At 39.6% G+C, this 15,602-nt stretch carries 11 protein-coding genes; 9 read left to right on the top strand and 2 right to left on the bottom strand.

Annotation, left to right across the window (positions count from 1 at the left end; all coding sequences use genetic code 11):
- The 5 genes from ACLNCS_RS05500 (at position 1) to ACLNCS_RS05480 (ending at position 4,747) form a co-directional block, all read left to right on the top strand.
- Positions 1-1,416 (top strand): Y-family DNA polymerase, encoded by a 1,416-nt coding sequence (locus tag ACLNCS_RS05500; RefSeq protein ID WP_424847671.1) that lies wholly within the window; start codon positions 1-3, stop codon positions 1,414-1,416.
- Entirely contained in the window at positions 1,413-1,775 is a 363-nt protein-coding gene (locus ACLNCS_RS05495) for a hypothetical protein (protein WP_414256292.1), read from the top strand. Before ACLNCS_RS05500 ends, ACLNCS_RS05495 begins: the two co-directional genes overlap by 4 nt.
- A complete protein-coding gene (locus ACLNCS_RS05490; RefSeq protein ID WP_424847668.1) occupies positions 1,768-2,058 on the top strand; it encodes a DUF5960 family protein in 291 nt (96 codons plus the stop codon). Before ACLNCS_RS05495 ends, ACLNCS_RS05490 begins: the two co-directional genes overlap by 8 nt.
- 248 nt (positions 2,059-2,306) lie before the next feature.
- Complete coding sequence (gene glmS, locus ACLNCS_RS05485; protein WP_414256290.1) at positions 2,307-4,115, top strand: glutamine--fructose-6-phosphate transaminase (isomerizing); 1,809 nt, start codon at positions 2,307-2,309, stop codon at positions 4,113-4,115.
- Positions 4,116-4,219: 104 nt separating this feature from the next.
- Entirely contained in the window at positions 4,220-4,747 is a 528-nt protein-coding gene (locus ACLNCS_RS05480; RefSeq protein ID WP_070678996.1) for a hypothetical protein, read from the top strand.
- A gap of 77 nt (positions 4,748-4,824) precedes the next feature.
- Here ACLNCS_RS05480 and ACLNCS_RS05475 read toward each other — a convergent pair whose 3' ends face one another.
- Complete coding sequence (locus ACLNCS_RS05475; protein WP_004250901.1) at positions 4,825-6,300, bottom strand: M protein trans-acting positive regulator PRD domain-containing protein; 1,476 nt, start codon at positions 6,298-6,300, stop codon at positions 4,825-4,827.
- 157 nt (positions 6,301-6,457) lie between these two features.
- A complete protein-coding gene (locus tag ACLNCS_RS05470) occupies positions 6,458-7,942 on the bottom strand; it encodes a DUF1846 domain-containing protein (RefSeq protein ID WP_004250902.1) in 1,485 nt (494 codons plus the stop codon).
- A 150-nt stretch (positions 7,943-8,092) separates the two neighbouring features.
- On the opposite strand from ACLNCS_RS05470, the gene ACLNCS_RS05465 reads away from it, so the two are divergent.
- The 4 genes from ACLNCS_RS05465 to cpsA all read left to right on the top strand — a co-directional run bounded on the left by ACLNCS_RS05465 (position 8,093) and on the right by cpsA (position 15,602).
- Positions 8,093-9,703 (top strand): glycoside hydrolase family 13 protein, encoded by a 1,611-nt coding sequence (locus ACLNCS_RS05465; RefSeq protein ID WP_424847665.1) that lies wholly within the window; start codon positions 8,093-8,095, stop codon positions 9,701-9,703.
- A 167-nt stretch (positions 9,704-9,870) separates the two neighbouring features.
- Positions 9,871-11,838 carry a peptide ABC transporter substrate-binding protein gene (locus ACLNCS_RS05460; protein WP_424847663.1) on the top strand — a complete coding sequence of 656 codons (1,968 nt, stop codon included), beginning with the start codon at positions 9,871-9,873 and terminating at the stop codon, positions 11,836-11,838.
- Between the two features lie 161 nt (positions 11,839-11,999).
- On the top strand, positions 12,000-13,958 hold the full coding sequence (locus ACLNCS_RS05455; RefSeq protein WP_424847661.1) for a peptide ABC transporter substrate-binding protein: 1,959 nt from the start codon (positions 12,000-12,002) through the stop codon (positions 13,956-13,958).
- A gap of 195 nt (positions 13,959-14,153) precedes the next feature.
- Complete coding sequence (gene cpsA / locus ACLNCS_RS05450) at positions 14,154-15,602, top strand: LCP family glycopolymer transferase CpsA (RefSeq protein ID WP_424847659.1); 1,449 nt, start codon at positions 14,154-14,156, stop codon at positions 15,600-15,602.

The following is a 15,602-nucleotide window of genomic DNA, read 5'->3' as shown; positions in this document are numbered from 1 at the left end:
ATGGGCTACTTTGATTATTCCAGAGAGCCCAAAAGTGATATTGCCTTTGTCGATATGAAGTCCTTTTATGCTAGCGTTGAGTGTGTAGGAAGAGGGCTCCATCCCCTCAAAACCTCCCTTTGTGTCATGAGTCGGGCGGATAATTCTGTTGGGCTTATTCTTGCCTCCTCACCTATGTTTAAAAAGGTCTTTGGGAAAGCAAATGTAGGGCGTGCCTATGACCTCCCCTTTGATATCAAGACGCGTAAATTTTCCTACTATAATGCCAAAAAACAAGGCTTACGGACAGACCCAGCCTATGTGAGATTTATCGAAGATTGGGCTCGGGTGACCGTCATTGTCCCTCCCCGGATGGATAAGTATATCGCGGTCAATATGGAAATTCAGCGCATTTTCCAGAATTATGGCAGTCCAGATGATATTTATCCTTATTCCATTGATGAAGGCTTTATTGATCTAACCAGTTCGCTCAATTATTTTGTCCCAGATCAGCAGATTTCTCGCAAAGATAAGCTAGATATGCTTTCGGCTCGGATCCAGAGAGATATCTGGCGGCAGACGGGGATTTACTCGACGGTCGGCATGTCGAATGCCAATCCTTTGCTTGCTAAGTTGGCCTTGGATAATGAAGCCAAGCACACACCGACTATGCGAGCCAATTGGTCTTACCAGGATGTGGAAGACAAGGTCTGGTCCATTCCAAAGATGACCGACTTTTGGGGGATTGGGCATCGGATGGAGAAGCGCTTGAATAGCTTGGGGATTTATTCGATTAAGGAATTAGCCAATAGCAATCCGGATTTCCTGAAGAAGGAACTTGGCCAAGCTGGACTTCGCTTGTGGTTTCATGCCAATGGAATAGACGAGAGTAATGTTCATAAGCCCTATAAAGCCAAATCTCACGGCTTGGGCAATTCGCAAATTTTACCGAGAGATTATGTCAAGCAGCGAGACATCGAAATTATCCTTCGAGAGATGGCTGAGCAGGTGGCTATCAGGCTTCGACGGGCCAGAAAGAAGACGACAGTTGTGTCTATTCATCTTGGTTTTTCTAAGCAGGAACAAAAACGCTCCATCCATACCCAGATGAAGGTGGATCCGACCAATAATACCGGTCTTTTGGTCAGTTATGTACTGAAATTATTCCATAGCAAATATACTTCTGGGGCTGTCAGGAGTGTTGCCGTTAGTTATTCAGGGTTTGTGGATGAATCCTTTGGTTTGATTTCCCTTTTTGATGATGTTGATAAAGTAGAAAAAGAAGAAAGGCTCCAGACTGCCATTGATTCTATTCGAGAGCAATTCGGCTTTACTTCCCTTTTGAAGGCGACTGCCTTAGAGGACGCATCGAGAAGTATTGCCAGAAGTAAGCTCATCGGAGGGCACTCTGCTGGAGGATTAGATGGACTAAAATGATTGATCGCTCTTATTTGCCCTTCCAATCCGCGAGGGATTATCAGGATCCAGGCATGCAGAAGTGGATGGGCTTTTTTCTATCGGAGCATACCAGTTCACTCGGTGCAGAAAAAAATCGTGTCGATTTATCAACAGATTTGAATCCAGTCGAGAAGTTGTTGCTACTTTCCCAGCTCTACGTTGGACGCCTAAAAGGCTCTTTTATGGTCAAGGAGAAAAATCATAAAAGCACGATATTGGGTGAAGTAAGAGAATTATCTCCTAAAGAAATCTCTGTTAGAACGGATGAAGGCTATCGATTAATCAGACTAGATGATATTCTCACAATCCAACTTTGTCAGGAGGAAGTTGATGACTAGAAAAGAGTTATATGAAAACAAATTGCAGATGGATTACTTCTCAGATGACTATATTCGTTTTGAGGAAGATTTCCAAAAATACTCTGCCATGAATGTACCCTTGACTTTCTTGATTGACGACATTCTACGAACCATGGCTATGAACCAAAAGGACTACTTTGTCTTGAACAAGGAAAATTCCAAGGACGGTAGGGAACATCGGTTTTATTTTAGAGTGAGGATGGAAAAAGACTGTCCACGTACTCGAACCTATACCTATCTTGAGCTGGGACGAAATCATTAGTAAAAATTCTTATCTTAGATATATTTGTTGCAATAATAACACTGAAAACAACTATAATTTCCAGCCGTTCAAGAGCTGTTTCTTGAATGGTTTTTTGTTTGCTGTTTAAAAGCAATTGAACTATACCAATTTTTATTCTTGACAAGTGAAAAAAACAAGTATATACTGTTTTCGCTGATTCTAAAAACAGAAAATCAGACTATACCAATTTTAAGGAGAAAGCACAGCTGGTCTGTGTCGTATATACTATGTGTGGAATTGTTGGTGTTGTTGGAAATACAAATGCAACTGATATTTTGATTCAAGGGCTTGAAAAGCTCGAATACCGTGGTTATGATTCTGCGGGAATTTTTGTTCTAGGTGGTGCTGAAAGCCATTTGGTCAAGGCTGTTGGTCGTATCGCAGAATTGTCTGCCAAGACAGCTGGGGTTGAGGGGACAACTGGTATCGGACATACTCGTTGGGCCACTCATGGGAAACCAACAGAAGATAACGCTCACCCGCATCGCTCTGAGACAGGACGTTTTGTCTTGGTCCACAATGGGGTGATCGAAAACTATCTTGAAATTAAGGAAGAATACCTTGCAGGTCACCACTTTAAGGGACAAACGGATACAGAAATCGCCGTTCACTTGATTGGAAAATTTGCGGAAGAAGGCGGATTGTCAGTACTTGAAGCCTTTAAAAAAGCTCTTCACATCATCCGTGGTTCATATGCCTTTGCCTTGATAGACTCTGAAAATCCAGATGTCATCTATGTAGCGAAAAATAAATCACCTCTCTTGATTGGCCTTGGAGAAGGCTATAACATGGTCTGCTCAGACGCCATGGCTATGATTCGTGAAACTAACCAATACATGGAAATCCATGATCAAGAGTTGGTAATCGTGAAAGCTGATAGCGTTGAAGTTCAAGACTATGATGGCAATCGTCGTGAGCGTGCTAGCTACACTGCTGAACTTGACTTGTCTGATATCGGTAAGGGAACTTATCCTTACTACATGCTCAAGGAAATCGATGAGCAACCAACTGTGATGCGTAAACTCATCCAAGCTTACACAGATGAGGCTGGTCAAGTAGTGGTAGACCCAGCTATCATCAAGGCTGTTCAAGATGCAGACCGCATCTACATTCTTGCAGCTGGGACTTCTTACCACGCAGGATTTGCTTCTAAGAAGATGCTAGAAGAATTGACAGATACGCCAGTTGAACTCGGTATTTCATCTGAGTGGGGCTATGGGATGCCACTTCTCAGCAAGAAACCACTTTTCATCTTTATCAGCCAATCTGGTGAAACAGCTGATAGCCGTCAGGTTTTGGTCAAGGCCAATGAAATGGGAATCCCAAGCTTAACAGTTACAAACGTGCCTGGTTCAACTCTGTCACGTGAAGCCAACCATACCATGTTGCTTCATGCAGGTCCTGAAATTGCCGTAGCTTCAACCAAGGCATATACTGCGCAAATCGCAGCCCTTGCCTTCCTTGCAAAAGCAGTTGGTGAAGCAAATGGCAATGAAAAAGCCCAAGCTTTCGATTTGGTTCATGAGTTGTCTATCGTGGCTCAGTCTATCGAGTCAACCCTTTCAGAAAAAGAATTGATTGATGCCAAAGTTCGTGATCTTCTTGAAACAACACGCAACGCCTTTTACATCGGACGCGGTCAAGATTACTATGTAGCTATGGAAGCCAGTCTCAAACTCAAAGAGATTTCTTACATCCAATGTGAAGGTTTTGCGGCTGGAGAACTCAAACATGGAACCATTGCTTTGATTGAAGATGGGACACCTGTTTTAGCCCTCTTGTCAGACCCAGTTCTTGCTAACCACACTCGTGGAAATATCCAAGAAGTGGCAGCGCGTGGCGCTAAGGTCCTCACAATCGCAGAAGAAAATGTTGCCAAAGATACAGACGATATCGTTCTTACGACCGTACACCCTTACCTCTCACCAATCTCAATGGTCGTACCAACGCAACTAGTCGCTTACTTTGCAACCCTTCACCGTGGACTCGATGTGGATAAACCACGTAATCTTGCTAAGTCTGTAACGGTAGAATAAGGAAGTCCTGTTACTAAATGCCAACATTTCTTGTCATCCTATAAAAATCTTGTTATACTATAGAAAAGTCGTTAATAGTGAAGTATAAGGAGATTGGAGCGGAAATGAAAAAGGGGAAAATTTCATCTATCATAGGACTCTTGTTAGCAAGTTCGTTTTTGATTCGGACTGTCATTATTCATCAAATGAGAGCTGCAAAGAAACAAGAGAGTGAAAAGATTGCTGCAGTTCAGGAATTTATCAAATCTCAAGAACAGGCAGAGTCAGAAAAACAAAAAAGTACTTTTAAAAGTATTCTTGGAAATGGATCAGGGACTTCTGAACCAAGACCTAGCTACGACAAAACCATATTTGTGAATCAACAATACGATATTGGTGTTCGAGACGGAGCCTATTATCTACTGACACTCAGTAGCAACAAAGAACTCTTGCTAGAAGGGGTCGATGACGCCTATGCCTTGGCTGTTAAGAATGAAGATAAAAACAAACAAGAAGTTGCTATGGTGGTTCATAAAGATGGAGCTTGGCATATTATAAATGGTGAAGGGGAAGTTACAACAACCCTTGACCGACAATATATAACAGCTCATACCAAGCTTGTGATTAAGAATAATACTGTTGATTTTGAATAATGTGATTGGCTCATGATTCTTTAGAAAAACATAGATTACTAAAAACCTCCTAGATTCTTTCTAGGAGGTTTTTAAAATTATAAATCTTGCATAGAAATCTTATTGAGTTCGTTGACAACTTGCAGAATAGATAGTCGGCTAATGTTCATGATTCGCTTATTATCGATTTCTTTAATATCAAAATTAGTGATAATAGCGTCATAGTCACTTTGCCTAATTTCTTCGATATTTAGGGTTTCTTTATCCCAAGTTTCATACTGGATGTTATTTGAAGTATGGAATTCGTAGAGAGATATCAAGAATTCTGGATGAGCAAAGTCATACTCACTGAGAACTAAGACTTTGACTTTCTTTTTATGTTCAAATAATTGATCTGTAAGCCCCTCTGCGTGAGTGAACAGCGTGTAGATCAGGTGAGAAAGAGCAGGTATCTTCTCCTTTTGTCCCATAATATTCTTATAGCGCATCATTTCAAAGACTGTTGCTTCATAAAAATTAGGGAAGAATTTTTTAATCTTTCCAAGTGTATAGTCTTTATTTTGTGAAATGATCGATTCGGAGTTGATTTCTCTTCGCTCGAGTAAGGCAGTATTGTGCAAGTTCCAAATTAAAGTATCCGTATTTGAAAATTGAACACTAAATCTTCGAGTTAAGTTGTCCAGAATGTCTCGTGCAGCATGATAGGACAAATTAACTTTTTCGTCAGATTGACGAGCAGCTAGAAAGTCTTCGACTGTGAAGAAGAGACTAGGTTCAGCAAATGGACTGAAGATTTGATAGAGATTTTCCGGATTGATATCAATGTTAAGTGCTTGGGCCAATTCTTGTAACTGATGTTGAAAATCGGGTAGTTGGTCGAAAATAGGATTTAACCAGGAAATGTTTTGTTTTGATAACTGAACGAAATATCCTCTCTTCATTCGGTGCAAATCGACTGTAGCCTGCGTTCTGATTTGGTAAAGATTTTGATATTTTGCAGGGAATTTCGCCAAATTGATGAAGAAAGAGACAAAATCATTTATTTTTTCTTCCTTAACCTCCTCAAAGGGCCAGTCCAGAAAATTATAAGCTTCGTGGAAAAATTGGGAGAAGAAAAATCGAATATCTTTTTCATTTCCAATAATAGAGATTGGGGTTACCTTGAGCTTGAAGCGGTAAGTTCCATCAAGTGTCTTATTGATATCCGCAATTTTCTTTCTCAAAGAAGGAAGGGAAATATCCAGAGATTCGGCAAGATGCTCATAGGTAAAGGGGCTGTCCAAAAGGAAAAATGCTTTTAAAATTTGAAAATACTCAGACGTCTGTAAAAAATATTGGTAAATTCGCTCGATGCCATTATTTTTCGTATTCACCATCATAATCCCCGCAGTTGAGTGTCGAATATCAAAATCAGGAAAGATTTCACGTAATTCTTTGATATCACTTTTAATGATGCGAGCATTGTGTCCAATGGTTTTAGATAAATCATCTAGGTAAATCCAATCAGGATTTTCAAACAAATATTCTAAAATCTTTAATTGCCTTTGCTCTTTTTGACTGAGTAATTCTCTCATTTTTAATAAACTCCCGAAGTAATGTTAGAATAATTAGAAAAGAAGATAATTGGAGATTGTCAGAATTCTAGCATAAAAGAAAGTCACCCCTTAAGAGAGATTCGAAGTCTATCGAAGAGGGGTGATACTTGATAAGAAGTTCTTACTAGTCTTCAATCTACTTACGATATAAACGGTCGTATTGGTAGTAGGGATCAAAGGTTACGTTAATTCCCAATTTACGGAGAACATTCTTGTCTTCATCTGTTAAGATAATCGTAGAATGAGCTTCGCTTCCTTTGAGGTTCCCGAGTTCTTTCATAGCGCGGTCTGCATCAGGATTCTGCATAGCTGTGATTGCAAGAGCGATAAGAATCTCGTTAGAATGAAGACGTGGATTGCGACTACCTAAGTGATTGATTTTCAAACCTTGGATTGGTTTCACCACTTCTGGTTCAATTAATTTTGTTTCGGTATCGATGTTCGCTGACTTCTTGATAGCATTGATCACGGCAGCTGCTGTTGGACCGAAGAGTTCCGAGTTCTTACCAGTGACAATTTCACCAGAAGGTAACTCAAGTGCTAGAGCAGGCCCGTCTGTTTCTTCAGCTTTTTGTCGAGCGGCAACAGCAACCTTACGGTCGGCTGGCGTGATGCCGAGATCATTCATAAGAAGTTCGATTTTCTTGACAGCAGACTCAGCAACTTTTTCAGCCTTGAAGTCGAGAACTGTTTGGTAGTAGCGACGGATAATCTCTTGTTTCGATGCTTCAATTGCAGCATCGTTATCAGTGATTGCAAAACCAACCATATTTACACCCATGTCAGTTGGAGATGCATAAGGAGATTCACCCAAGATACGTTCGAGCATACGCTTGAGAACAGGGAAAATTTCGATATCACGATTGTAGTTGACGGTAGTTTCTCCATAAGTTTGGAGATGGAATGGGTCAATCATATTGACATCGTCAAGGTCTGCAGTAGCAGCCTCATAAGCCAAGTTAACCGGATGATGGAGAGGTAGATTCCAAACTGGGAAGGTTTCAAACTTAGCATAACCAGATTTGATGCCATTCAGTTGGTCGTGGTACATGTTAGACATACAAGTTGCCAACTTACCTGAACCAGGTCCAGGAGCAGTAACGACAATTAAATTGCGACTCGTTTTGATATAGTCGTTTTTCCCCATACCTTCAGGAGAGATGATATGGTCCATATCTGTCGGATAACCCTTGATTGGGTAATGGAGATAAGAGTCGATCCCATTTTTCTCTAATTGATTACGGAAGGCATCAGCTGCCGGTTGGCCTGCATATTGAGTAATGACAACTGAACCAACAAAGATACCAAGTTCATTGAATTTATCGATCAAACGAAGCACTTCTTGGTCATAAGAAATGCCCAAGTCACCACGAGCCTTTGAGTGCTCGATATTGCTAGCGTTAATAGCGATAACAACCTCAACTTGCTCCTTCAATTCTTGTAAGAGTTTGATTTTATTATCTGGTTCATATCCAGGAAGGACACGAGCAGCGTGGAAATCTTCTAGCATTTTGCCACCAAACTCCAAGTAGAGTTTGCCGTCAAATTGGTTGATGCGTTCCAAGATATGGTCGCGTTGCAGATTCAAATATTGTTCAGAACTAAAAGCTTGTTTTTTCATTTTTTTACCTCTGACTTCTATTATATAAAAAAAATAGAAGATAAGAAACTAGAGAGTCACAAAAGTAAGAAAAAAAGATAAAGCAAACGCTTGCATAAACGAGGAAAAAAGTCTATGATGGAGTAAAGTGAATTTAAAAGAGGTGAAAATATGCAAGAAAAATGGTGGCATAATGCAGTTGTCTATCAAGTCTACCCTAAAAGCTTCAAGGATAGTAATGGAGATGGGATTGGTGATTTACCAGGAATTACTAGCAAGTTAGACTATCTAGCTAAGCTAGGAATTACGGCAATTTGGCTTTCTCCAGTTTATGACAGTCCAATGGATGATAATGGTTATGATATTGCCAATTATCAAGACATCGCTTCTATCTTTGGAACCATGGAAGACATGGACCAGCTGATTGCTGAAGCCAAAAAACGAGATATTCGAATCATCATGGACTTGGTTGTCAATCATACATCCGATGAGCATGCTTGGTTTATTGAAGCGCGTGAAAATCCTCAAAGTCCCGAACGTGACTACTATATTTGGCGAGATAAACCCAATGATTTAACCTCTACTTTTAGTGGTTCTGCATGGGAATACGATGAAAAGTCTGGCCAATATTATCTGCACTTTTTCAGTAAGAAACAACCAGACCTCAACTGGGAAAACGAAGAGCTCCGTCATAAAATCTATGAGATGATGAATTTCTGGATTGATAAAGGGATTGGTGGATTCCGTATGGACGTTATTGACATGATTGGGAAGATACCTGACCAGAAGGTTGTCAACAATGGTCCCATGCTTCATACTTACCTCAAGGAAATGAATCAGGCTACTTTCGGCGGCAAAGACCTTTTGACAGTAGGGGAAACTTGGGGAGCAAATCCAGAAGAGGCCAAGAAATATTCGAATCCAGAAGGTCAAGAGTTGTCTATGGTCTTCCAATTTGAACATATCTGTCTTCAGTATCAGGAAGGACAACCTAAGTGGCACTACCAAAAAGAGCTAAATGTAGGGAAATTAAAAGAGATTTTCAACAAGTGGCAGACAGAGTTAGGAGTTGAGGATGGCTGGAATTCCCTTTTCTGGAATAACCATGACCTTCCACGAATCGTTTCTATCTGGGGAAATGACCGAGAATACCGCGAAAAATCTGCTAAAGCGTATGCAATTTTGCTTCATCTTATGAGAGGAACACCCTATATTTATCAAGGCGAAGAAATCGGCATGACCAATTTCCCATTTGAAAACTTGGAGCAAGTAGAAGATATTGAATCCCTCAACTATGCCAAAGAAGCGCTAGAACAAGGTGTACCGCTAGAGCAAATTATGGATAGCATTCGTGTGATTGGACGCGATAATGCTCGTACGCCAATGCAATGGGACACGACAGACTACGCAGGATTTTCAAGCGCGAAACCATGGTTAGGAGTCAATCCAAACTATGCGAAGATTAATGTAGAAGAGGCTTCAGCAAATCCAGATTCTATCTTCTATACCTATCAAAAATTGGTAAAACTTCGTAAGGAAAATAGCTGGTTGATTCGTGCTGACTTTGAACTGCTAGAAACGGCTGAAAAAGTCTTTGCCTATATCCGTAAGGACGGGGAACGCCGTTTCCTAGTGATAGCCAATTTATCCAACCAACAGCAAGAGTTTACAGTAGAAGAGCCAGTCAAGTCTATCTTGATTGAAAATACCTCAGTAGAAGATGCTTTAGAGAAACAACTCTTGGCTCCTTGGGATGCATTCTGTGTCGAATTGGCCAATTAAACCTAAAAAACTCAAGTATCCAAGATGCTTGAGTTTTTCTAAAATAAGTGTAGAAATTTCTTAAAAAAATATTATTTTGAATTTTCTAAAAAATACCCTTAAAACCCTTGCTTTTATAAAAAAATAGGGTATAATGGTGAAAAATAGTATTTTAAAGGAGAATACCGATGAAATCGAAAAAGTTGCTCGCAGTAGCAGGGATAACGATGAGTGCAGCTCTTCTTTTGGCAGCTTGTAGCAAGACAGAGAAAAAAGCAGATGCTCCTACAACATTTTCATACGTATATGCCATCGATCCATCAACATTGGACTATAGCGTTACTAGTAAAAGTTCAACATCGGACGTCATTGCTAACTTGGTCGACGGACTCTTGGAAAATGACAAATACGGAAACTTGATTCCATCTCTTGCTGAAGACTGGTCGGTTTCAAAAGACGGTTTGACCTATACTTACAAACTACGTAAAGGTGTCAAATGGTATACTTCTGAAGGTGAGGAGTACGCCGAGGTCAAGGCTCAAGACTTTGTGACTGGTTTGAAACATGCTGCTGATGGTAAGTCAGATGGCTTAAGTCTAATCCAAGATTCTATCAAAGGTTTGGCAGAATACGTCAGTGGTGAAAGCAATGACTTTTCAACAGTTGGAGTCAAAGCGGTTGACGACTACACTGTTCAATACACCTTGAACCAGCCAGAAAGCTTCTGGAATTCCAAGGTAACAACAGCGACTATGCTCCCAGTTAATGAAGAATTTCTGAATTCTCAAGGTAAAGATTATGGTGCAGCGACACCTTCAGGTATTCTCTATAATGGACCATATATTTTGAAGAACTTCACTTCAAAATCAGTGATCGAGTACGAAAAAAATCCAAATTATTGGGATAAAGACAATGTTAAGATTGACCACGTCAAACTTACTTTCTACGATGGATCTGACCAAGAATCATTGATTCGTAGTTTCTCATCAGGAGCCTATACAACAGCTCGTCTCTTCCCAACAAGTTCAAACTTTGATTCAACTAAGCAAGAATATGGGGATAAGATTGTCTATAGTCCGCAAGAAGCGACCAGCTATTACTTTACTTTCAACGTGAATCGTCAGTCTTACAATAAAACAGCAAAGACAGATGAAGCACAAAAGACTTCTACAAAAGAAGCGCTTCTCAACAAAAACTTCCGCCAGGCAATCAACTTTGCTCTTGACCGTCATTCTTACTCTGCTCAGATGAATGGTGAAGAAGGAGCGGACAAGATTATTCGTACCAGTCTTGTACCTTATGACTATGTTCAGATCGGTGAAAAGACCTTCGGTGAACTGGCTCAAGAGCAACTGGTAACATACGGAGACCAGTGGAAAGATGTAGCTTTGACAGATGGTAAAGATACTATTTACAATCCAACAAAAGCAAAAGCTGCCTTTGAAAAAGCAAAATCAGAATTGCAAGCTAAAGGTGTAACCTTCCCAATCCATTTGGATATTCCAGTTGAACAGACAGATGTCATTGCTGTTCAACAAACCAACTCCCTCAAACAATCTGTCGAAGCAGCGCTTGGAACTGAAAATGTTGTCATCGATGTGCTTCAAATGACAGATAATGAGAAAATGAGTATTACTTCTCAAGCTAAGGTTCCTTCTCAAAAAGACTATGACTTGAATGGAACTGGTTGGGGACCAGACTATCAAGATCCAGCTACCTATCTAAATATCTTGGATGCTAAGAAGGGTTCTGCCCTTAAACACTTGGGTATCACAAAAGGTAAAGATCCAGAAGTCATGGCTCAAGTTGGACTTGATGAGTACAAGAAACTCTTGGATGATGCAGCATCAGAAACAACCGACCTTAACAAACGCTATGAAAAATATGCGAAAGCACAGGCTTGGGTATCTGATAGCTCACTCCTCATTCCTGTAGCATCTTCAGGAGGTTCTCCTACAGTTAGTCGTACAGTACCATTTTCGAAAGCCTACTCTCAAGTTGGTATCAAGGGAGATCCGTTTGTATTTAAAGGTTTAGAGTTGCAAAATGATATTGTAACCACTAAAGAATACGAAGAAGCTCTTAAGAAATGGCAAAAAGAGAAACTTGAAACAAATGCTAAATATCAAAAAGAGTTAGCGAACCACGTTAAATAATCTTAAATAACGATGAAAGAAATCCTGTTTTAAAGCAGGATTTCTTTCTTTTCTCCTTTTATTGACGAATGGATAAAAAATTAAATAACTTTACTTTTAGGGTGAAATTTGATAAAATAGACTTATGTCATAAAACCTAACATTTAAGGAGAAAATGAATCATGAAACTCAAAAAACGACTGATTGGAACGGGGTTGACGCTTGCCGCGGTGATCTTATTGACAGCGTGTGGGAAGTCAGCATCAGATGTTAAAACCTACTCGTCAACATTTGGTGCCGACCCGACAACCTTCAACTACCTGTTGGACTACTCTGGTGATAATACCGCTGTTGTAACCAACTTGGTAGATGGTTTGCTTGAAAATGACAATTATGGAAATCTCATTCCTGCTCTTGCAGAAGATTGGAGTGTTTCAAAAGATGGTTTGACTTACACTTATAAACTTCGTCAAGATGCTAAATGGTTTACTGCTGACGGGGAAGAGTACGCCCCAATTAAAGCACAAGATTTCGTCACAGGTATCAAGTATGCAGCTGATAACAAGAGTCAAGCTCTCGATTTGATTCAGAACTCAATCAAGGGATTAGATGATTATGTGACAGGCGCAAATACTGACTTTTCAAATGTTGGTGTGAAAGCTGTAGATGATTACACTGTCCAATATACTTTGACACGTCCAGAACCATTCTGGAACTCTAAGACTACCAATAGTATCTTGTTCCCTGTCAATGAAGAGTTCTTGACTTCTAAAGGTAAAGAATTTGGGGAATTGAAACCAGATAGCATTCTCTACAGTGGTCCTTATTTGTTAAAAGAATTCACATCAAAATCATCACTCGAGTACATGAAGAACCCTCATTACTATGACCAAGAAAAAGTGACGATTGAAAGAGTTAAATTGGCTTATGTTGATGGTTCTGATCAAGATATGACGATCCGTAATTTCGAAAGCGGAGCCTACTCGTCTGCTGGTGTCTACCCAAATAGTTCAAACTTTGCTAAGACAAAGGAAAAATACAAGGACAACATCGTCTATAGCTTGCAGGATGCGACTTCTTGGTACTATAATTTTAACGTTAATCGCCAAACATACAATCATACAGCTAAGACTAGTGATGAGCAAAAACAAGCTACCCAAGCTGCGATTTTAAATAAAAATTTCCGTCAAGCAATCAACTTTGCAATTGACCGTACAGCTTATTCGGCTCAGTCTAATGGAGAAGAAGCAGCTAAAAACACTCTTCGTAACACACTTGTGCCACCAACTTTCGTGCAAGTAGGTGACAAGACTTTTGGTGAGACAGTTTCATCTAAGTTGGTAAACTATGGTACACAGTGGTCGAATATGAATCTTGAAGACGCCCAGGACGGCTACTTCAATAAAGAAAAAGCACAAGCTCAGTTTGCAGAGGCTAAAAAAGAATTAGAAGCACAAGGTGTGACCTTCCCAATTCATTTGGACTTGCCTGTAGACCAAGTTAACAAAACCTTGCTTCCAAAGATTCATTCGCTTAAACAATCTGTCGAATCAACTCTTGGGGCAGAAAATGTAGTGATTGATGTCGTTCAAATTTCAACAGAAGATTATGCCAATGCGACATTCCAAGCGCCAATCACAGCTGATCATGACTATGACTTGAACTTGGATGGTTGGTCTGCAGACTACCAAGATCCATCGACTTATCTCAATCCTTTCAACGCTGAGGATGGATTCTATCTCAAGATTTTAGGACTTGATCCAAGCAAGGATACTGATAAGATTACAAGTATCGGATTGGACCAATATACTCAAAAATTGAAAACGGCAGATGCAGAAAATACAAACGTAGCCAAACGTTATGAAAATTATGCAGATGCACAAGCTTGGCTGATTGATAGTTCACTATTGCTCCCTGTAAATTCAAACGGTGGTGGAGCTTCAGTAACACGTGTGACACCATTTACACGAGCTTACTCACTTGTCGGAATCAAAGGTACTGGAAGTAACTACAAGTACATGAAATTGCAAACCGAAGTCGTAACAACTGCTCAATTTGACGAAGCTAAAGCCAAATGGGAACAAGAACGTAAAAACTCAGTCGAAAAGAGTCAAAAAGAATTCGAAAGTCACGTTAAATAATAAAAAAATAGAGCTTTTTAAGAGCTCTATTTTTTTATTATAGTTGTATTTTGGAAACACAAAAAGCAGCAAAAACTATAGTAAATATAAAAAACGAAACACTTCCCAAAAGCGAGCGCTTTCTTGATTGGTGTTGATGGTCTTGAGAGGCAATTTATGATATAATTAAACTAAAATGTTTTGAAGAGGTATTCCATGAAAAATAGACGTATAAAAAAAAGTCAATCTGGTAAATTTCAGCAAAGTTTAAATGTAGGTTTGCTGCTAATCTATGCTGTTCTAGCTTCTTTTTTATTGTTTTTGATTTTTAAATACCAGATTTTAGCGGTTAGCTATTTTAATATTATCTTGGCAGTGGTTTTAGTTCTTATCGCGTTATTGTCTCTGTTGCTGATAGTAAATCGAAAAGCTAAAATTTTTACCTTGATAATACTGCTAGTCTCAGTCTTATTTAGTTCGGTAGCATTAGTAGCTGTCAATCGATTTGTAGGGCTCGCCAATCAATTTAATGCAACTTCAAATTATTCAAGCTACTCTATGAGTGTGGCAGTGCTAGCAGACAGTGAGATTAATAACGTTTCTCAACTTTCTAGTGTAACTGCTCCAACAGGAACAGATGCTGAGAATATTCAAAAATTGATAGATGACATTAAAACAACTCAAAGCAAGGAATTGACAGTTGAGGAAGCTTCGTCTTACCTAGCAACCTATAAGAGTTTGTTAGATGGAGAAACCAAAGCAATCGTCTTAAATGGTGTTTTTGAAAATCTGATTGAGCAGGAATATCCCGACCACGCTAAAAAGATCAAGAAAATCTATACCAAGGACTTGACTAAGAAAGTGGAAGCACCTAAGGTAGCTACAGGAAATTCTTTCAATGTCTACATCAGCGGGATTGATACCTATGGTCCTATCAGTTCTGTTTCGCGTTCAGACGTTAATATCATCATGACAGTCAATCAAGATACTAAAAAGATTCTTTTGACGACAACTCCTCGAGATGCTTATGTCCCGATAGCAGATGGAGGGAACAACAAAAATGATAAGTTGACGCATGCAGGTATTTATGGTGTTGATGCTTCTATCCATACCTTAGAAAATCTTTATGGTATCGACTTAAACTACTATGCTCGTCTCAATTTCACCTCTTTCTTGAAGTTGATTGATCTTCTCGGCGGTGTTGATGTTTATAACGACCAAGAATTTACATCGCGTCATGGACAATACCATTTTCCAGTCGGAAATGTTCATTTGGATTCTGAGCAAGCTTTGGGATTTGTTCGTGAACGCTATTCGCTTGCTAATGGTGACGGGGATCGTGGTCGTAACCAACAAAAAGTTATTGCGGCGATTATCCAGAAATTAACCTCGGCAGAATCTTTGAAAAACTATGACAATATTATTCAAAGTTTGCAGGATTCGATTCAAACCAATATGCCGCCAGAAACAATGGTTAGTCTTGTCAATACTCAGTTGGCAAGTGGTGGGAAATATACCGTTACCAATCAAGATTTGAAAGGGACTGGACGTATGGATCTTCCATCTTACGCTATGCCAGATAGCAATCTTTACATGTTGGAAATCGATCCAACAAACTTGGAGACTGTTAAGGCGGCCATTAAAGATACCATGGAAGGAAACTAA

The sequence above is a fragment of the Streptococcus sp. CL9.43 genome, assembly GCF_049737935.1.
Taxonomy (GTDB): Bacteria; Bacillota; Bacilli; order Lactobacillales; family Streptococcaceae; genus Streptococcus; species Streptococcus infantis_I.
The sequence above is the reverse complement of the archived record's forward strand: the minus strand, read 5'-3'. Positions and strand labels throughout refer to the sequence as shown.

Coding starts and splice junctions, on each gene's coding strand:
- ACLNCS_RS05500 (WP_424847671.1), top strand. CDS start 1: ATGGGCTACTTTGATTATTCCAGAGAGCCCAAAAGTGATATTGCCTTT.
- ACLNCS_RS05495 (WP_414256292.1), top strand. CDS start 1,413: ATGATTGATCGCTCTTATTTGCCCTTCCAATCCGCGAGGGATTATCAG.
- ACLNCS_RS05490 (WP_424847668.1), top strand. CDS start 1,768: ATGACTAGAAAAGAGTTATATGAAAACAAATTGCAGATGGATTACTTC.
- glmS (WP_414256290.1), top strand. CDS start 2,307: ATGTGTGGAATTGTTGGTGTTGTTGGAAATACAAATGCAACTGATATT.
- ACLNCS_RS05480 (WP_070678996.1), top strand. CDS start 4,220: ATGAAAAAGGGGAAAATTTCATCTATCATAGGACTCTTGTTAGCAAGT.
- ACLNCS_RS05475 (WP_004250901.1), bottom strand. CDS start 6,300: ATGAGAGAATTACTCAGTCAAAAAGAGCAAAGGCAATTAAAGATTTTA.
- ACLNCS_RS05470 (WP_004250902.1), bottom strand. CDS start 7,942: ATGAAAAAACAAGCTTTTAGTTCTGAACAATATTTGAATCTGCAACGC.
- ACLNCS_RS05465 (WP_424847665.1), top strand. CDS start 8,093: ATGCAAGAAAAATGGTGGCATAATGCAGTTGTCTATCAAGTCTACCCT.
- ACLNCS_RS05460 (WP_424847663.1), top strand. CDS start 9,871: ATGAAATCGAAAAAGTTGCTCGCAGTAGCAGGGATAACGATGAGTGCA.
- ACLNCS_RS05455 (WP_424847661.1), top strand. CDS start 12,000: ATGAAACTCAAAAAACGACTGATTGGAACGGGGTTGACGCTTGCCGCG.
- cpsA (WP_424847659.1), top strand. CDS start 14,154: ATGAAAAATAGACGTATAAAAAAAAGTCAATCTGGTAAATTTCAGCAA.